The organism is Arthrobacter sp. 10N44_2 (assembly GCF_056394385.1).
Map to the genome: position 1 here is coordinate 397,720 of NZ_JBFTHT010000001.1, position 17,908 is coordinate 415,627.

At 65.1% G+C, this 17,908-nt stretch carries 18 protein-coding genes; 9 read left to right on the forward strand and 9 right to left on the reverse strand.

Translation table 11 applies throughout. The annotated features are described in order from the left end of the window. Window positions 1-9: 9 nt before the first annotated feature. The gene (locus AC1DBX_RS01880; RefSeq protein WP_476930942.1) at window positions 10-498 is read left to right on the forward strand and encodes a GNAT family N-acetyltransferase; all 489 of its coding nucleotides are present in this window, start codon (window positions 10-12) and stop codon (window positions 496-498) included. A gap of 531 nt (window positions 499-1,029) precedes the next feature. On the opposite strand, the gene AC1DBX_RS01885 is transcribed toward AC1DBX_RS01880, so the two are convergent. Then, window positions 1,030-1,704, reverse strand: coding sequence for a ScbR family autoregulator-binding transcription factor (locus AC1DBX_RS01885; protein WP_476930943.1), 675 nt, complete (start codon window positions 1,702-1,704; stop codon window positions 1,030-1,032). Between the two features lie 441 nt (window positions 1,705-2,145). On the opposite strand from AC1DBX_RS01885, the gene AC1DBX_RS01890 reads away from it, so the two are divergent. After that, window positions 2,146-2,940: an MBL fold metallo-hydrolase gene (locus tag AC1DBX_RS01890; protein ID WP_476930944.1), complete on the forward strand. Its 795-nt coding sequence runs from the start codon at window positions 2,146-2,148 to the stop codon at window positions 2,938-2,940. 101 nt (window positions 2,941-3,041) lie between these two features. Here AC1DBX_RS01890 and AC1DBX_RS01895 read toward each other — a convergent pair whose 3' ends face one another. Beyond that, window positions 3,042-3,764, reverse strand: coding sequence for an AAA family ATPase (locus tag AC1DBX_RS01895; RefSeq protein WP_476930945.1), 723 nt, complete (start codon window positions 3,762-3,764; stop codon window positions 3,042-3,044). A 122-nt stretch (window positions 3,765-3,886) separates the two neighbouring features. Next, window positions 3,887-4,312 (reverse strand): GNAT family N-acetyltransferase, encoded by a 426-nt coding sequence (locus tag AC1DBX_RS01900; RefSeq protein WP_476930946.1) that lies wholly within the window; start codon window positions 4,310-4,312, stop codon window positions 3,887-3,889. A 192-nt stretch (window positions 4,313-4,504) separates the two neighbouring features. Between AC1DBX_RS01900 and AC1DBX_RS01905 the strand changes: the two genes are divergently transcribed. Continuing rightward, window positions 4,505-4,834, forward strand: a complete 330-nt coding sequence (locus tag AC1DBX_RS01905) for a hypothetical protein (protein ID WP_476930947.1) — start codon at window positions 4,505-4,507, stop codon at window positions 4,832-4,834. 37 nt (window positions 4,835-4,871) lie between these two features. Here the strand turns inward: AC1DBX_RS01905 and AC1DBX_RS01910 are convergent, their stop codons facing one another. Then, the gene (locus AC1DBX_RS01910; RefSeq protein WP_476930948.1) at window positions 4,872-5,567 is read right to left on the reverse strand and encodes a class I SAM-dependent methyltransferase; all 696 of its coding nucleotides are present in this window, start codon (window positions 5,565-5,567) and stop codon (window positions 4,872-4,874) included. A gap of 96 nt (window positions 5,568-5,663) precedes the next feature. Here AC1DBX_RS01910 and AC1DBX_RS01915 point away from each other — a divergent pair, with 96 nt between their 5' ends. Beyond that, complete coding sequence (locus AC1DBX_RS01915) at window positions 5,664-6,281, forward strand: helix-turn-helix domain-containing protein (RefSeq protein WP_476930949.1); 618 nt, start codon at window positions 5,664-5,666, stop codon at window positions 6,279-6,281. On the opposite strand, the gene AC1DBX_RS01920 is transcribed toward AC1DBX_RS01915, so the two are convergent. From AC1DBX_RS01920 to AC1DBX_RS01930, 3 genes are all read right to left on the reverse strand, one after another. Continuing rightward, a complete protein-coding gene (locus tag AC1DBX_RS01920) occupies window positions 6,278-6,505 on the reverse strand; it encodes a hypothetical protein (RefSeq protein WP_476849233.1) in 228 nt (75 codons plus the stop codon). The two genes, AC1DBX_RS01915 and AC1DBX_RS01920, sit on opposite strands and share 4 nt — an antisense overlap. A 76-nt stretch (window positions 6,506-6,581) precedes the next feature. Continuing rightward, complete coding sequence (locus AC1DBX_RS01925) at window positions 6,582-7,088, reverse strand: hypothetical protein (RefSeq protein ID WP_476930950.1); 507 nt, start codon at window positions 7,086-7,088, stop codon at window positions 6,582-6,584. Window positions 7,089-7,180: 92 nt separating this feature from the next. Then, window positions 7,181-8,122, reverse strand: coding sequence for an AraC family transcriptional regulator (locus AC1DBX_RS01930; RefSeq protein WP_476930951.1), 942 nt, complete (start codon window positions 8,120-8,122; stop codon window positions 7,181-7,183). 271 nt (window positions 8,123-8,393) lie between these two features. Between AC1DBX_RS01930 and AC1DBX_RS01935 the strand changes: the two genes are divergently transcribed. Genes AC1DBX_RS01935 through AC1DBX_RS01955 form a run of 5 tightly spaced genes read left to right on the forward strand, consistent with a single transcriptional unit; the run spans window position 8,394 to window position 13,736 of the window. Then, window positions 8,394-9,740: an ABC transporter substrate-binding protein gene (locus AC1DBX_RS01935; protein WP_476930952.1), complete on the forward strand. Its 1,347-nt coding sequence runs from the start codon at window positions 8,394-8,396 to the stop codon at window positions 9,738-9,740. Between the two features lie 23 nt (window positions 9,741-9,763). Continuing rightward, complete coding sequence (locus AC1DBX_RS01940) at window positions 9,764-10,732, forward strand: carbohydrate ABC transporter permease (RefSeq protein WP_476930953.1); 969 nt, start codon at window positions 9,764-9,766, stop codon at window positions 10,730-10,732. After that, window positions 10,729-11,646, forward strand: a complete 918-nt coding sequence (locus tag AC1DBX_RS01945) for a carbohydrate ABC transporter permease (RefSeq protein WP_476858476.1) — start codon at window positions 10,729-10,731, stop codon at window positions 11,644-11,646. The genes AC1DBX_RS01940 and AC1DBX_RS01945 overlap by 4 nt, the downstream gene beginning before the upstream one ends. 51 nt (window positions 11,647-11,697) lie before the next feature. Then, the gene (locus tag AC1DBX_RS01950) at window positions 11,698-12,759 is read left to right on the forward strand and encodes an NAD(P)-dependent alcohol dehydrogenase (protein WP_476930954.1); all 1,062 of its coding nucleotides are present in this window, start codon (window positions 11,698-11,700) and stop codon (window positions 12,757-12,759) included. Further along, window positions 12,759-13,736 (forward strand): carbohydrate kinase family protein, encoded by a 978-nt coding sequence (locus AC1DBX_RS01955; protein ID WP_476858477.1) that lies wholly within the window; start codon window positions 12,759-12,761, stop codon window positions 13,734-13,736. Before AC1DBX_RS01950 ends, AC1DBX_RS01955 begins: the two co-directional genes overlap by 1 nt. Before the next feature lie 8 nt (window positions 13,737-13,744). Here the strand turns inward: AC1DBX_RS01955 and AC1DBX_RS01960 are convergent, their stop codons facing one another. After that, on the reverse strand, window positions 13,745-16,390 hold the full coding sequence (locus AC1DBX_RS01960; RefSeq protein ID WP_476930955.1) for a PEP/pyruvate-binding domain-containing protein: 2,646 nt from the start codon (window positions 16,388-16,390) through the stop codon (window positions 13,745-13,747). Window positions 16,391-16,629: 239 nt separating this feature from the next. Continuing rightward, window positions 16,630-17,805 carry a PRC and DUF2382 domain-containing protein gene (locus tag AC1DBX_RS01965; protein WP_476930956.1) on the reverse strand — a complete coding sequence of 392 codons (1,176 nt, stop codon included), beginning with the start codon at window positions 17,803-17,805 and terminating at the stop codon, window positions 16,630-16,632. Window positions 17,806-17,908: the final 103 nt, after the last annotated feature.

Genomic DNA, 17,908 nt, shown 5'->3' on the forward strand with positions numbered 1-17,908 from the left:
ACTGGGGAAATGACTCTCGCTGAACTGGAACTGCCTGGGGGCCCATTCACCATCAGGAAAGCTCAATCATGTGATGTGGCTTCGATTGTTGGGCTTCTGGCTGCCGACCAGCTCCGGGCCTCTGTCGACTCGATTGCAGTCGAGCACCGGCATCCCTACGATCTTGCTTTCCAGGCAATTGATGCGGACCCCGCGCAGCTTCTTCTCGTAGTTGTCTCAACCGAAAATGAAGTGGTTGCGACCATGCAACTGACATTCATTCCCGGCCTCGCCAGAGGCGGAGCGACACGACTGCAGATCGAGGCAGTGCGGGTCCGGTCTAGCCTCCGGAGCAACGGCCTTGGAGGGGCGATGATTACGTGGGCGATCGCTGAAGGGCGCCGGCGTGGCGCAAGGCTGGTTCAGCTCACGTCTGACGAGTCCAGGGTCGCGGCACACCGGTTCTATGAGCGTCTTGGCTTCGAAGCGTCGCACGTGGGCTTCAAACTGCCCCTCTGAGATTGCGTCTGGACGGTAAGCGGCGCAGTAGTGGCGTGGTTAATGGCCTAGGGGAGGCCTCCCGAACGGCGCCGGAGATACGAATCGTTGGACACGCTGCGCGCAATGTTGAAGCGGGCCATTGGACCATTCGCTGGGCGATACAGCGGCCTCACTCGTCCCGCTCCACGCCTCCGCACATGGGGGCGCCCCGATGCTATTGGGGGATGCATCGGGGCGCCACCCACAACCATAGGCGGAGGCCTGTTCAAGTTCAAACGTGACGGCGGCGGCCGCCGCCGTCACGTTTGGATCGCCATGGCGGACAGTCCAGGCCAGGGGTCTGTGCCGGCGCCCCCCAAAAAATGCGCGCCGACACAGCCGCTCTCCGAGCGGAGTCTCCAATGGATCCGAGACAAGAATAAATGACCACTCACCCTAAAACAAGGCGGTCATCCGGTTTATGGGAGTTGGACTCGCTGAAAGTCTCGCGGATGGCAAGCAAGGCGCCACCTGCCCGGGGCTGCAGTACTCGGTGGCCGTGTGAGCCCGTCACGGTGCTGGTGGGGTGGGATTCCGCGGCGGGTTGGGGCTTCCAGCGGAAACCAGTCCGGAGAGAGCATGGGCGTCACCGTTGAAATCGTCATGCATGATCCCCGGCAGCACGATCTCCCACATCTCTTCGATCCGTTGCATGACGTCCGCTCGGTCGGTAAGTACTCCGGAGACCATCTGAACCCCGGTGAACGAAGCAACAAGGTATCGGGCAAATGTCCCGGCGTCGACGGAGGGCCGGACCTGCAATTCTGCCTTGGCCCGTTCGGTAAGCTGCTCCATGACGGCGATCCAGTCCTCGTAGGGGCCGCGCACGGGCGGACCAAAAGCCGTCGCTTCAAACGTCAATCGGATGCCGGCCCTGACAACTGGCTCGTGCACGAGCTGAAGACCGAAAGCGCGGCACAGCAGGATCATTGCCGTCAGGCCCGGCCAATCCCCGGCAAGGATGCTCTCGCTTTCGGCCACGACGATCCGATGCTGCTCCTCGATGACCGCCCTGGCGAGATCTTCCTTGGACTGAAAGTGGAAATAGAGGGAGCCCTTGGTCACCCCGGCTGTCTCAGAGACCTGGGTCAGGCTGGCACTGCCGTAGCCGTGCTCCTCAAAGACCGCAGCGGCACCGACGACAATGGCACCGCGGGTGGCCTTCGCGCGATCCTGAATGACCATCTGTGAACCTCAACTTCAACTCTGGGATGTGGAAGCAGGATCTTTACCCACCCGCTGCGCGAGTTGATCGGGAGTTCCGCTGGCCTTCTCTGAAGCACCCTGGCGCGCATTTCCGGGATCCACCGGCCGCCAACTGAAAGGTAGGGGACGAAAGACTGGTCCGATCCTAGCAAAACGGTCAACCGTCTTGGTGCGCCAGCCGAGGCCCCAGCTGCCGAGGGTGTACTGGGACCGAGGTTCCACAATTCCTCCTTGACAGGTATTTGGTCCTCACTATAGGAGTTGCAGAACGTATCACTGTTAGGAAGAGGAGATGATGGGCCGCATCGACCATTGGATGAATGTCTCCGCCGAGCTGCGGGTGGAGCAAGTTCCGGGGGACAACTACGCCGTCCGCGATGTAAACGAGGCCAGCTCGTGTTGAGGCAGGTCGCGGAGGGTGTGCTGATCCACGAGAGCGAGTTCTGCCAGAGTAACGCCGTCGCCGTAAAGGGCCGGGCTGGCGTGCTGCTCATCGACGCCGGGGTGCACGGCTACGAAATGGACTGCCTCGCGAAGGATCTGTCCGATTCGGGCCAGACCGTTGTGGCAGGCTTCTCGACGCATCCTCATTGGGACCACCTGCTTTGGCACGCCGGGCTCGGCGCGGCTCCCCGTTACGGCACCGCGCGCTGCGCGGCTACCGCCCGGGATCGGCTGTCGGGCGGAGTGGACGCGGTCGCGAAGGCGGCCGGCATCCCCGAACAGGTACCGCTGGACCTCCTCGGCCTTCTTACCGGCCTGCCCGTCGGGACGGTGCAGATTCCTTGGGATGGGCCCCAAGTCCGCATTCTCGAGCATCGAGCACATGCCCCGGGCCACGCGGCGCTGTTGATTGAGGAACGTGGGGTTCTCGTCGCCGGCGACATGCTTTCTGATGTTTTGATCCCGATGCTCGACTTGAACGACACCGAAGACCCGATCGAGGACTACCTCGCCGCGCTGCGGCTGCTCAAGGGCGTGGCGGGCGACGTCGATGTCCTTGTCCCCGGACACGGGTCCGTCGGCGGAGCTGAACAGGTACACGCACGGATCGACCAGGATCGGGCGTACGTGCACGCCTTGCGTGACGCCCATGAGCCCAGCGACCCGCGGGTCGGCCCATCGGCCGCTCCCGGGTGGGACTGGGTGAGCGGCGTTCACGCACGGCAACTCCAGCGCCTCGCCCAAAGGAAGTCGGGAAAGCTCGACACATGACATGAGCGTTGACCGCGGTCGGCGGTTCGTTTTTCCCCTGTGGCGTTGTCTGGCATTTTCCGTTCGGGGACGCCGTTAGTTCAACCCCGACCGGGCCGGCCTTATAGGTGTCTCAGGTATCTTTCGGGGGAGTCCATGAATGATCGCCAGTTGGAAACCAGATCGAGGTCCGACCATTCCTGCTGCCGAAGTCCCCACGGGCCGACTTCGAGAATCTGCGCGCCCGGAAGCGCTGCAAGAACTGGGGAGTGCGTGGACATGATGACTTGCGAGGAGCCTTCGGCGAGGAGATCTTTCAAGACCGCAAGGAGGCTCAGGCATCCCGCGAAGGACAGCGCTGATTCCGGTTCATCGAGCACCCACAATCCGGGTCCCCGGAAACGATCCACGGCCAGTTCCAGGAACGATTCACCGTGTGACATGTCGTGGAACGAGATGTCCGGACCCGCGGTGCTCGGGTTCTTCTCGAGGTAGGTGAAGAAGCCGTGCATGGTTTCCGCGCGCAGGAAGTAGCCGCGTCTTGTGGCGCCGGCGGTGCGGACAAGCTGCAGGTGATCGGCAAGTATGGACTCCGTGGATCGGGTGCTGTGGCGGGCGCCTGTAGATCCGCCTTCTGGAGACAAGCCATAAGCCAGTGCAATGGCTTCCACGAGAGTGGATTTTCCCGACCCATTTTCGCCTACGAAGATTGTGGCCGGGGTCAGGTCGAGCCCTTGGTCCAGAACCTGTGCGACAGGGGGCAGGTTGCCTGGCCACCGACGCCGGTCGAGGACGTGGTCCGGGTCTTCGGCCAACCGTCTGATCGGAAAACTATGCGGGGGCATGCCCCATTCTTACAGGCACCTCTCGCGGTCCTGCCCCACCGGGCAGGGTCACTGAGGAGTTCGCAGCGGCCCATGATGAAAGGTCCTGGAAGTGCCAGTCATTTCGAACTGAAACTCCGGGACTACCGAAATAGAGCGAAAACACGCACGGGTTCCGGAGCGAAGTTCGACCCTTCCGTAAAACCCATGGCTTCGTAGAAGGCGCGTTGCCCTGGTTCATTGTCAGTGATGAGCACTGTTTGCCGGACATGCGCGTATCGCGCCGTGACGTGCTCCACCAGAGCCCGGCCTACGCCCGCGCCTTGGAAAGGCGGCCGTACAAGGATGTCCTGCAAATAGCAGATGGTCGCATCGTCGGACACAACCCTCGCGAGGCCAACAAGCTCACCATCCCCATTCCGGGCCGTCAGGACAAATGAGGAACTTCGGATCGCTCTGGTGAGCAGTTCTGGATCCCGGGTATAGGCGGCCCACCCCACAGATTCGTACAACGAGAGAACCTCGGCATCGGAAAACTCGTTGGATGTGAAGATGCTGAACGCCGGCATCCGACCAGTGTTGCATGGGATTGCCATTTGTTCACGACCACCGTGCGCACCTCCGACCACGGCGCCGACGAGAACGATCCGAAGGTCGCCCAGCTCGAGCGCGGGCACCCGCTCGGCGAGTCCGGAGCAACCACATTCTGATTCGCTGGAACCCTCGGCGCTGAAGAGGCACCCCGTGGCAGACTTTCTGCCATGGAGCCCATCGACTGTCTGGTCATCTACGTCCCCACCAACTCTGCGCCCGCGGTCCGGCAGGCCATTGGCGACGCCGGGGCGGGCAGGCTCGGCAATTACTCCCACTGCTCGTTCAGCCTCGACGGCACCGGGCGTTTTACCCCGTTACCCGGCGCGACCCCGTTCGTCGGCGTCGTCGGTTCCTCCGAGGAGGTGCCGGAAACCCGGATCGAGGCAATCTTCCCCCGCTCCCGGCGTAACGCCGTCGTCAATGCCGCGTTGTCCGTTCATCCGTACGAGACGCCGGCGTTCATGACCTACCCGGTAGATGCCAGCCGGCCGGACTGAGCAACACCGGGGGTGCAGCGCGGCGGAAACTGTGAGGTCATCCGCGCCGGGTGGCACGCACGACGACGTCGTGCAGCGGCAACGCACGGTCACCGGGTCCGGGGAGTGTCCGCGTGATCTCCTCGGCACTCGTGATGCTCCATACGGCAGCGTTGAGACCCCCGGTGATGTCCGCGAGGGTGACGGTCGCTTCCGGGGGAGGGCGGTGCCCGTGCCCCGGGGAGGCGGGAGCGTGCAGGTGCCCGACGATCAACAGCGTGCCGCCGGGGGCTACCCAATCCGAAATGCGTTCGTAGAAGGCAAGTTGCGGCATCGCCGGGTGAGCGTAGTGGGTGGTCACAAGGTCGAACCGATCACCCGGTGCCCATGACGTCAGGTCCGCCTCGACCCAGGTCACCGTGCCGGACACAGACTGCCCTTCGGCACGCTCGGCCGCTTGGGCGAGGGCAGCGCGGGAGATGTCGGCGCCGGTGACCTGCCAGCTGTGCGCGGCGAGCCAGGTCGCCTCTGCCCCTGTCCCGCACCCGGCATCCAGCGCCGTTCCCGGTGCGAGTCCGCTGGTTTCGCGGATGAGATGCGGGTTCGGGGCAGCCCCTCCCGAATCTGCCTTGGCGGGACCGTGGGCCTGTTCCCAGTGCTGTTGCCAGTAGTCCTTGTCGAAGCTGTGCGTCATCGCGTCACCGTCGCGTCCGCCCGCTGCTTCCCCTGGCGATGTCTCTGCCGTCCCGGCCATGTGGAACCCCTTACGATCTGATGTGCCTTCAGATTCCATGCTCCCGGGCCGGCAGGTGGATGTGCAAGCGGTATTGCCGAATGGCAAAATAGCCCCATGAATGACGATCTCGACCACACACTCAGCGCTGTCGGGCCGCGCCTCAAGCGCCTGCGACTCCGCAGGGACGTCACCCTCGCAGACCTCGCCGAGCAGACAGGCATCTCCGCCAGCACACTCTCCAGACTCGAAGCAGGCCTGCGGCGGCCCACTCTCGAGCAGCTCCTCCCGCTGGCCCGCGTGCACGGGGTAACCCTCGACGAACTCGTCGATGCGCCGCCGACTGGCGACCCCCGGCTCAATCTGCGTCCCGTCGCCGGTCCGGACGGGTCGACGATCTTGCCTCTCACGCGCCGCCCGGGCGGCATTCAGGCCTACAAGTTCATCCTCCCCAAGGGCAGGGATGGGCAGGAGCCTCAGCTGCGCACCCACGAAGGCTACGACTGGGCCTATGTCCTCAATGGCACCTTGCGCCTGGTCCTCGGTGAACATGACCTGATCCTGAGGCCCGGCGAAGCCGTGGAGTTCGACACCCGAACCCCGCACTGGTTCGGCGCAACCAGCGCCGGTCCTGTCGAATTCCTCAGCCTTATCGGCAAACAAGGTCAGCGCACCCATGTCCGGGCGGCACCCAAGCGCGATAGCCAGGCGCATCCTCTGATGGGCTCTCCTTAGGACCCTGCCGGCGCCATTCGGAGGGCCAGCATCCCGCCTTCGAGGAGTTCAAGTTCGACGATCCGCAATGTGTGCCGGGTTCCGTCCTCCGGCAGCATTTTCTTGCCACGCCCGTTCTCCCGCTCGCGAAGCTCGCGGACCTGGCCGGGTATGTCGTCGGCGATAATCGTGCTGTTGTTCCAGCCGGCGTGGTCCAGCGTGGTCGACACGACATACTTCGGCATGGCGTTGAATGTGCCGGCGGTGAAGTCACTGTCAGCTTGCCCATGAAGATCTCCTTCAGGTTGCGGCGCCTGGCTGTTATCCGCGGGTTCGGATCCGGAGTGTTCGTGCCTCGTGGATGGCGGCCAGGGCAACTGCGCTGGCGGCGAGCCTGACGGCGTGGACCCTGTACCACCGCTTCAGCAGGGGGTTGCGGCGCGTCTCACTGAGCGGTTGTGGGCTGAAGAACAGGTCGGGGTTGATGGACCGGAGCAGATAGGCGGTGGCGGCTGCACCCGTCGTCGAGCTGGCTGCAGCCACTAGCAGCCATGGCCTGCTGTCGGCATGATTCCAGCCTGCCACGAGGGCAGCGATTGCCGCCGGCGCATTTATGGGTGCAATCGGTGCGTAATAACGGCCGGGGCTTCCCGCCCCAAAGGGCGAGCGGGGCAGTTCACGGCTTGCTTCCGCCGCCGCGACGCGGTGCGGGATTTTGCCGAGGACCTCATAAAGATTGCCGAAAAACCAGTGTGCGTGGCTGAACTCCGCCACGCCCAAGATCCGATCAGCGAGAATGTCCCGGCGGCCCGAGGAAGTCTGTCCCATGCCCACAATCTACCGCCGATGCCCATTGCCGGGCCATGGTGACGAGCGCGCGCGCCCCGGGGCGGAGAGTGCAGAACCCCGCGCTGTTGCCGTCAGTTCTGCACCCGCTGACGATAGTCCCGGGGGGTTTCGCCTGCGTCATTGCGGAAATGCCGGTTGAAGTTGGACAGGTTCGTGAAACCCACTTCGTAGCAGATGTCCGAGATCGATTTGTCGCTCCGCTCCAGCAGGCGGCGGGCGTGGGCCAGCCGAAGTTTGCGCACCAGATCACTGAAATTCTGGCCGGTCGCGCGCTTGAAATACTTCGRAAATGTCGGTTCCGACATACCCACCAGCGCCGCCGCCTCGGACATCCTGACGCTGCCGGCGTGGTTGCTGAAGACATACTCGAGGACGAGGTCCACCACCGCCGCGGCCTGCCCGTCCAGTTGCGGCCTGAACCATTCGTCGGCGAGGTAGCGCCGTTCGGACTCTGGCGCACGCGAAAGAATCGCCAACACGTCAAAGAGATGCTGAAGCCGCTGCAATCCGGTGGAGGTCCCCATCGCCTCCAGGGAAACGGCGGCGGCACGGGCTGATCGTCCGAGGAACTCGATCCCGCGCGAGGACTGCTCCAGCAAGAGTTTGACCTCGGCCATTTCCGGCAGAATCGAGGCGGCCCTCTCCACCCATTTTCCGTCGAACTGAATAAGGACGTCCCTGCCCTGAAGCACTTCTCCGGGTCTCAGGTCGCTGACCCAGTCGTGCGGCAGCCCCGAACCCACCAGGGCCAGGTGCCCGGCCTCGAAAGTGCCGATGTGGTCTCCCACGATGAACTTTCCGGTGCCTTTCCGGATAAGGTGCAGCTCGTATTCAGGATGGTAGTTCCAACGTGCGACCGGGCTGGGGTAGTCGTGCTCGTGCCAGCGCACGGAATGGTTGGGGTCTTCCGGAATCACCTCACGGTTGGCCCGCATCCCCAGGAGTCTTTCGGCAAGCCTGGCCGCTGCGCCGTCATTGATGGCCGAGCCGCCGCCTGGGTCCGCCGCGCTCATCGTGGTTCTCCCTGCGTTCGGATCATGACAAATGTGCGCCATCTGTGCCGACTCTTCCCAGAATAGCGCCCGGACGGGGCCGCCCCCGGAAAATTAGTATCATAATTCTGCAAGCATCGCGCTAGTTGTGCCCTATGCCACAAGCCTAATCTTGAGGAACACCAGCGAGGAACCAGGCATTGAGGCCCTCGTCCCGCTCACCGCCCCGCACCCCGACATAGCAATCGGAGTAGGGCAGCATCGCACCCCCTGAAGAACAAAGGAGTCCTTAATGCGCGCAAAAACACGCGTCGCCATGGCGGCAGGCGCCCTGTGCGCGGCACTCAGCGCCTCGGCCTGTGCAGGCGCCGGCGGCGGCAATTCCGCAGGCGACCCGAACAGCATCAATGTCCTGATGGTCAATAACCCCCAGATGGAGGACCTGCAGCGGCTCACCGCTGATAACTTCACGAAGGAAACCGGCATCCGGGTCAACTACACCGTCTTGCCGGAAAACGACGTCCGCGCCAAGATCAGCCAGGAGTTCTCAAGCCAGGCCGGCCAGTACGACATTGCGTCACTGTCCAACTACGAGATCCCGTTCTATTCCGCCAACGGGTGGCTGGCACCGCTGGACAACGTGGCCAGGGATGCCGAGTTCAACCAGGCGGACATCCTGCCGGCCTACACGGCGTCGCTGACCGGCACGGACGGCAAACTCTACGGCGAACCTTTCTACGGGGAATCCTCCTTCCTGATGTACCGGAAGGACATCTTCGACGCCAAAGGACTGACTATGCCGGAGAATCCGACCTGGGACCAGGTCGCCGACCTCGCCGCCAAGGCTGACGGGGCGACGCCAGGGATGAAGGGCATCTGCCTGCGCGGCCAGCCCGGCTGGGGCCAGGTCTTCGCACCACTGACCACCGTGGTGAACACCTTCGGCGGGACCTGGTTCGACAAGGACTGGAATGCGAAGGTCAACGCCCCCGAATTCACCGCAGCCACGGAGTTCTACACCAAGCTGGTGCGGGAGCACGGTGAAGCGGGCGCCGCCCAGGCCGGGTTCACGGAATGCCTGAACAACATGAGCCAAAGCAAGGTCGCCATGTGGTACGACGCCACCTCCGCGGCCGGTGCCCTGGAAGCCGAGGCCTCTCCCGTGAAGGGAAAGATTGGTTATGCCCAGGCGCCCGTGAAAGAGACCAAGTCCTCCGGCTGGCTGTGGACCTGGTCCTGGGCGATGCAGGCGGCCTCCAAGAAACAGGACGCTGCCGCCAAATTTATCGCCTGGGCCAGCTCGAAGAATTACGAGGAACTGGTCGCGTCCAAGCTCGGCTGGTCCAAGGTCCCGTCCGGTAAGCGCATTTCCACGTACGAAAACACCGAGTTCCAGCAGGCCGCGCCGTTCTTCAAGGCCGAACGCTTCGCTATTGAGAACGCGGATCCGACCAACCCCGGTGTCCAGCCGCGGCCGGCGGTCGGCATCCAGTTCGTCGGTATTCCCGAGTTCGCGGCCCTGGGCACCCGGGTGTCCCAAGGTGTGAGCTCCGCCATCGCCGGCCAGGGCTCCGTTGCCGATGCGGTGGCCAAGGGCCAGGAAGCCGCACAAAAAGTCGGCGACAAGTACAAGAAGTAACAACCCAACCGCAGGAGAACATTATGACTACCGCAACGGCGCGCGTCTCCCGGCAAGGGAGCAGCACAGCCAAACCATCCAGGAACGCCAGGGCGCGGGAACGCGCAGTGGCTTGGGCACGGCGGGCACCGCTGCTGCCGGCCCTGATCTTCCTCATCATCGTCACCCAGCTTCCATTCGTGGTGACCCTGATCATTTCGTTCATGAACTGGAACAGCCTGAGCCCGGACAAGACCGGATTCGCCGGGTTCGAGAACTACATCCAGGTGGTCACCGACCCGTACATGCTCCAGGCAATCCTCACCACCATCGTCGAGACCGTCTCGGTGGTCCTGGTCAGCCTGGTCCTCGGCCTCGGCCTGGCCCTGCTCCTGGACAAGAAGTTCATTGGCCGGGGCCTGGCCCGGACTCTGCTGATCGCACCCTTCCTCATCGTTCCGGTCGCGGCTGCGCTCATCTGGAAGCACGCCATCCTCAACCCGGTTTACGGTCTGATCAACGGCTCCCTCACCTGGATCTGGTCGCTCTTCGGCTCCGACGCCCCGCCGCAGCCGGACCTGCTGTCGTCGGCACCCCTGATGGCCATCATCGTCTCCCTGGTCTGGCAGTGGACCCCGTTCATGATGCTCATCCTGCTCGCCGGCCTGCAGTCCCGACCCATGGACACCGTTGAAGCTGCCCAGATGGACGGTGCCACTCCCTGGGCAATTTTCCGCCATCTCACCCTCCCGCACCTGCGCCAGTATCTGGAACTCGGTGGACTGCTCGGGGCCATCTATATCGTGCAGAACTTCGACGCCACCTTCGTCATCACCTCCGGCGGCCTCGGCACGGCCAACCTGCCCTACGCCATCTACGAGACGTTCTATTACGCCAACGAATACGGCCTGGCCTCAGCGGCCGGCGTCGTGGTGGTCATCGGCACCATCTTCGTGGCGACCTTCGCACTCCGCACCGTATTCTCGCTCTTCAAGAAGGAGGCAGCACGATGAGCACCCTCACCCCCGCCGGGCCCACGTCATCAGTCCCCACCCCGTCCACCCCGACCACGGGATCACGACGCCGGGGCAAGTCACGCATGGACCCCACCCGCAACAACACCGCCGCCGGCCTTGCCGCCTGGCTGCTGGCGCTGCTGTTCGCGGTGCCGGTCCTGTGGATGATCCTGACCTCATTCCACTCCGAAATTGACGCCGCCACCAACCCGCCGTCGATCGCCGCCGACCTTAACCTGGACGCCTACAAGGAGTTCTTCGGCGCAACTTCCGGCGTCAGCCCCTGGCCGTCGCTGATTAACTCCGCCACCGCCTCGATCTTCTCCACCGTCCTGGTCCTGCTGCTGGCCATCCCCGCCGCGTACGCCCTGTCAATCCGGCCGGTGAAAAAGTGGACCGACGTTCTGTTCTTCTTCCTCTCCACGAAGATGATGCCCGTCGTCGCCGCAGTCCTGCCGCTCTACCTCTTCGCCAAAACCGCCGGCGCGCTGGATAACATCTGGTTCCTGGTCCTGATGTACACCTCGATGAACCTGCCCATCGCCGTGTGGATGATGCGGTCCTTCCTTGCCGAAGTGCCCGTCGAAATGCTTGAGGCCGCCCAGATCGACGGCGCCACCCTGCTGCTCACGCTCCGAAAGGTCATCGCCCCGGTGGCAATGCCCGGCATCGCAGCCACCGCGCTGATCTGCTTTATCTTCAGCTGGAACGAACTCCTCCTGGCGCGGGTCCTCACCGGCGTCGTGGCCGGCACCGCCCCGGTCTTTCTCACCGGCTTTGTCTCGGGCCAGGGCCTGTTCATTGCCAAGGTCTGCGCCGCCGCCGTCGTAATCTCCCTGCCAGTGCTGTTCGCAGGTTTCGCCGCCCAGGACAAACTCGTCCAGGGTCTCTCCCTGGGTGCAGTGAAATAGCGCCGTCAAATAGCCCGCCACCGCCTCTCCAAACCGCAAAGGATTCCTTCGATGACCACATCAACCGCACAGTCCCGCACCCCCGGACATCCGGAAGTGCCCGCCACCATGCGCGCCGCCGTCCTCAAGCGCCAGGGCGACATGGCCATGGAAACACTGTCCGTCCCGGAGTTGGACGCGGACCAGGTTCTGGTGCAGGTCGCCGCCGTCGGTGTGTGCGGCAGCGACGTCCATTACTATGAGCACGGCCGGATCGGCGACTACGTCGTGGACCACCCGTTGATCCTGGGCCACGAGCTCTCCGGACGCATCGCCGCCGTCGGCAGCGACGTGGACCCCTCCCGCGTTGGCCGGCGGGTCGCCGTCGAACCCCAACGGCCCTGCCGCACCTGCAAGCAGTGCAAGGCCGGACGGTACAACCTGTGCCAGGACATCGAGTTCTACGCCACCCCGCCGATCGACGGAGCTTTCACCGAATACGTGAGGATCCAGGACGACTTCGCTTACGACATCCCAGACAGCGTCAGCGACGAGGCGGCAGCCCTCATCGAACCACTCTCCGTTGGCCTCTGGGCCTGCGAACGCGCCCAGATCAGGCCCGGCAGCCGGGTCCTGATCGCCGGAGCCGGCCCCATCGGCATCATCGCCGCCCAAGCGGCCCGCGCTTACGGGGCGACCGAAATCTACATCACGGACATCGCAGAAGAAAGGCTCGCTTTCGCCCTGGAACACGGCGCCACCCATGCCTTGAACGCCTTGACGGACAGTACCGAAGGGCTCGACGTCGATGCCTTCATTGACGCCTCCGGCGCCCCGCAGGCCGTCCGTTCCGGCATCAAAGCCGTTGGACCGGCCGGCCGGGTCATCCTGGTCGGGCTCGGAGCCGACAACGTCGAACTCCCCGTCTCCTACATCCAGAACCGCGAAATCTGGCTCTCGGGCGTCTTCCGCTACACCAACACCTGGCCGCTGGCCATCCAGCTGATCGCGGACGGAAAAGTAGATCTGGACATCCTGGTGACCGGCAAGTTTGCGCTGGCCGACTCGGAAGAAGCACTCAAAGCGGGCAAGCAGGCCGGTCAGCTCAAAACTGTCGTCTACCCGGGCCGCTGATGCGCATCACCGACGCCACCCCAGCGCCCCGCCTCCCCGCGGGGGACGGTGTCCTGACGGTCATTGGCGAATCCCTTGTCGACATCATCCGCGACCCCCGCGGTCCTGCCGGCGGCCAGGCCCACCCCGGGGGCAGCCCCCTCAACGTGGCAGTGGGGGCTGCGCGCCTCGACCTCAGGACAATCCTGGTGACCCACTATGGCCTTGACCCGCACGGACACCTGCTGGAAGAGCATCTGCAAACGAACGGCGTCCAGGTGGTCAACGGCGGAAGCGCGGCCACATCTACGGCCCTCGCCACCCTGGGATCTGACGGTGCCGCCGAATACGCCTTCTCGATCACCTGGGCAATCAGTGGGGCGTCCCTCCCGGCCCTCGCTGCCGTCAAAGGTTCCACCCACGTCCACACGGGATCTATCGCTACGGTGCTCCCGCCGGGGGAGCAGGCCACCCTTGCCCTGGTAGAGGCCGCCCGGGAGCACGCGACGACCAGTTTCGATCCCAATTGCCGGCCCGCGATCAGTCCCGATGCGGCTGCGGCACGCCGGCAGGCGGAAGTGTTCGTGGCGGCGAGCGACATTGTCAAAGCCAGCGACGAAGACCTGCGCTGGCTCTACCCGGACCGGGCACCGGAAGAATCCCTGCAGGCCTGGCTGGAACTGGGGCCGGCGGTGGTGGCCCTGACGCGCGGAGCCTCAGGCCCGGTCATCCTGTCCGGAAACGGGCGGGTCGAGATGGCAGCTGAACCGATCCGAGTGTCAGATACTGTGGGCGCCGGTGATTCCTTCATGGCGGGGCTTATTTCCGGACTCGCCAAACTTGGAGCGCTCGGGGCGGAGGGAAGACGGCAACTGCAGACCCTGACCCTGGATCAGCTCCACGCAGTCGCCTCGTACGCGAACCGTGCAGCGGCGATCACCTGCTCCCGGAAGGGCGCCAATCCTCCGTGGTCGGCGGAACTCGGGGAACTGTCCTGATGACGCGGTCAGTCTGCGACCGTGACGGTGCCGGCGTCGCCGTCAACGCGGATCCGTTGGCCGCTGGTGAGCCGCTGGGTGGCCACGCCTGTGCCAAGCACGGCCGGGATGCCGTACTCGCGGGCCACGATCGAGCTGTGGCTCAACGGCCCGCCGACGTCGGTCACCACGGCGGAGGCCATCGCGAACAGCGAGGTCCAGGCCGGGGTGGTGATGCGGGCTACCAGGACTTCCCCGGGCTCCATCAGGCCGAAATCCTGCGGGCCCCTCAGGACGCGGGCCGGGGCGGTGACCCGGCCCGCGCTGGCGCCGACGCCCTTGATGGCGTCGCCGAGCTGATCCTGTGGGCCTGCCGGCATCATTGAGCCGAAGGCCCGCTCCATCCACCGGCTCTCCGGCAACAGCTGCGGGGCAGCGGCCTTGGCCTGGCCCCGCCACAGCATCTTGCGCCCCTCGACGGCGCCGGCGCGGACGGGCCGGTCTGCCCCGGTAATTGCCACGGCTGCCGGTGTGCCCGACCCGGCAAGGCCGAACTCGACGGCGCTGCGCAACTCCCGGTGGCGCAGCCAGAACACGTCGGCGGGCTCGGCGATGACAGCGGAGCCGACGAGCCGTCGTCCGAGCTCGAACAGCATCCGCCGCAGCAGCGGCCACGCCAGTCCGACGTCGGCAAGGGCGTCCTCGCGGATCGGAGCCGCATTTTGCGCCCACCGAAGCAGCCGGAGGAATGCGGCCCGGCGCCGCGGCCCGAGCCGGGCGATGATTTGGCTGGTTTCATCTTCGCGGCGGGCGGCCGAGAGCCGCTGGCGCTCGTATGGGTCATTGCCATGTCCCCGCAGGTAAAACTTCACGGTCTCCAGCAGCGGCGAGGGATCGTCAGCAGGCACCGGACTGACGAAGTCCAGGTTATAGACCGCATGGCCGAACCGGCCGAGGTGCTCCTGGAAGCGGGCCTGCCATTGCTGCCAGGGTGCCGGGTCCACTCCGGCAGGCGTGGACCCGGTGCGTTGCGGCCCGGCCAGCGCAGCGGTGGGGGCGTTGAGGATCGCCGGGGCCAGCCCCGGGACGTCCCGGGCCCAGGCTGCGAGGTCGTATAGCGACTTCTCTGCGCGGATGGGTTCGCTGTCGTAACCAAGGAGGAAGGTCTGGGCGGGGGGATCGCCGTCGCGCCGAACGAACTTGTCGTAGTAGGCCCGGAAGGAGATTTCGCTTGTTGCGGCGATCGGAATGATGGACTGCACGGCCGTGTAGTACACCGTGCCGGCGTCAAGCAGCGTCTGAACACCCGCCAGCAGTTCCTCTCCGGAGAGATCCCCGACGGGCTTCGCGGACCAGTCCTTGATCACCTGCTCGTAGCGGGGATGCGAAAATTCCCGCCAGCCGGCCACTCCCATATGCGCCTTGCCACGGGCCAGCGCACGCATCGCCGTCAGCGACTTGCCCATCACCCGCCACATTCCCGAGTTGCGGTAGTAGTAATAGGCGTAGCCGTTGATAGTGGGCAGCCCGACGTCGTCCTCGCGGATGACCTCCTTGCCGACGGCGCCGGCCATCAGGGCCCTCAGCGACCGTGACACCGAGCCGTCAATGAGGTCGGCGAACAGCGGTGAGAGCGGATCGGGCAGCTGTTCAACGATGCTTGCCCGGAAGTAGAGCCCGTGCCGGTAGGGCACCGGCCAGGTGTCCGGGATGTCGGCTGCCGGTTCGGGCAGAGCGGTGATGGGCCGGGATTGCAGGATGAAGAACTCGCCACCGGCGCGTGCCCACTCGATGTCCTGCGGCGTCCCGAAATGCTCCGCGATCCGTGTTCCGTAGCCGGCCAGCTCAGCCGCCGCCGGGTCGTCCAATACGGCCTGCCGGCGGCGCGTCGCCGTCACCGGCTGCTCCAGGGTGCCGCGCTCCGCGTAGACGGTCATGACCTCCTTGTCAGCTGTCCGGCGCGACAGCACACGGCCCGTCCCCGCTTCCACGACGACGTCGTCCGTGGTGACCGATCCGCTGACAACGGACTCGCCCAGGCCCCACGCGGCACTGATCACCGTCTGGTCGCGGCGCCCGTTGGCCGGATTGGCGGTGAACATCACCCCGGCGGCCTCGGCGTCGACCATCTGTTGGACCACGACGGCGAGGCGCACCGTGTCCGGGTCGATGCCTTCACGGGCGCGGTAGGCCATGGCACGCGCCGTCCACAGGGAGGCCCAGCACTCGGTCACGGCCGCGGCCACAGCCTCCGTCCCCCGGACGTTGAGGTAGGTTTCCTGTTGCCCGGCGAAGCTGGCTGAGGCGAGGTCCTCGGCCGTGGCGGAGGAGCGCACCGCCACGGCTGTGCCTCCGTCGCCGAGCCTGCCGTAGGCGGCGCCGAGCTCCGCCGCGATGGCGTGCGGCATGGTGCCGCTGGTGAAAAGGGCGCGGATCCGTTTCGAGGCTTCCTCGTACTCCTGTGGCGCCGCGTGCGGCGACAGTACAGCCAGTTCATGGATGCCGGCCTCGAGATGGTTGGCAGCCACATAATCCGCGTAGGCTGCGGCGTTCAGCACGAACCCCGGCGGGACCGGGAGCCCTCCCTGGCTGAGGCCGCCCAGTCCGACGCCCTTGCCGCCTGCCACGGCGACGTCGCCGCGCCCCACATCGCCGAAGTTGTTGATGTAGGTCATGACCTCGAGTCCTTTCCGCCCGGAGCCAGGCTCCGTGGTTCAGCCTGATTCCCAACATACTGGCACTGCCGCAGGCGAGAGGCCATAGCCGTACCGGTGGGCAGGGGATCCAGTTAATCCAACCGGCCGAGGGGTGTGGCCGGGGGGCCACCAATCGCTCGCACCCCCGTTCCGACAACAAAATGCCCGGGGCTATGGGTCGCAGCCCTTGCCCCGGGCATCTAAAACAATCCGCATGTTCAGCCGCGGCTGGCGTCGGTTCCCTCGGAGCCCTCTGATCCCTCGCTGTCCTCGCCGTCAAAGTGTTCCTTGTGGACCTTCTCACGGATGGTGACTTCATCTGCGACCGTTTCAGTAACGATGCGGACCCGTTCAACCGGGACGGTCTCCTTGGTCACTATGACTCGCTCTTCGTGAAGGATTACCTCGTCGTCGCTGGCCGGACGGTTCGAGACCTCGTCGCGGTCTTCCTCGGCAATCGGTTCCCGCTCGATACGAACCTCTTCGCGCTGCACTGGCACCGTCCTGGTGACGGTTTCCGTCGTGACGTATTTGCGCAGGCGCCCCCGGCCCGTGGCGTCGCGGGTTTCGGCGCGGTCCTTATCGGTGTCCTGTGGTGTGGCTGGGGTAGGGGCGGTGTCGGTGGCCGGCGTGGTGGTGCCGTATCCGGCTGTGCCGGCGGCGTCGCGGGTTTCGGCGCGGTCGGTTTCGGGGGTTTCCTGCCGTGTCGTGGGTGGCGTTGCGGCGTCGGTGGTGGGTGACGCTGTGCCGTATCCCGCTGGGCTGGTGGCGTCGCGGGTTTGGGCGCGGTCGGTTCCGGTGGTGTCCTGTCGTGTCGTCGGTGGTGTTGCGGCGTCGGTGGTGGTTGACGCTGTGCCGTATCCCCCTGTGCCGGTGGCGTCGCGGGTTTGGGCGCGGTCGGTTTCGGGGGTGTCCTGCCGTGTCGTGGGTGGCGTTGCGGCGTCGGTGGTGGGTGTCGTTGTGCCGTATCCCGCTGGGCTGGTGGCGTCGCGGGTCTCGGCGCGGTCCGTTCTGGAGGCGTCCTGTCGTGTGGCGGATGCTTCGTCAGCTGTATCCGCGTCGGTGTGGGCGCGTCCGCTGTCCATCCGGTAATGCTGGTAGAGCCGGTCTTCCTCGGCAGGCTCCAGAGGCCGATCGGCGTCGATCCTTGGCGCGTCCTTGACCTGATTTTTGTTGTACGGGACGACGATGTCATTGCCCTCCAGCCGAGCACCCTCGAGGGGAACAAATGATTCGGACATCCCGAACAGGCCCGTACGGACGGTTACCCAGCTGGGCTGGCCGGCTTCGTTGTCTACGAACACCTGGCCGATGGAGCCGATCTTTTCTCCGTCTCCCGACAGGACATTTGCGCCTTGGCTGAGCAGACGGTCAATTTGTTCGGTGGTGAGCATGACGTCTCCTTGGATCTCTTAGGTTGAAATAGTGGGTCCGATCGGGAGCCCTTGATGGGTCGCCCGACCGGTACCGGACAGGTCGCTTTGGTGCTGTCCGGTG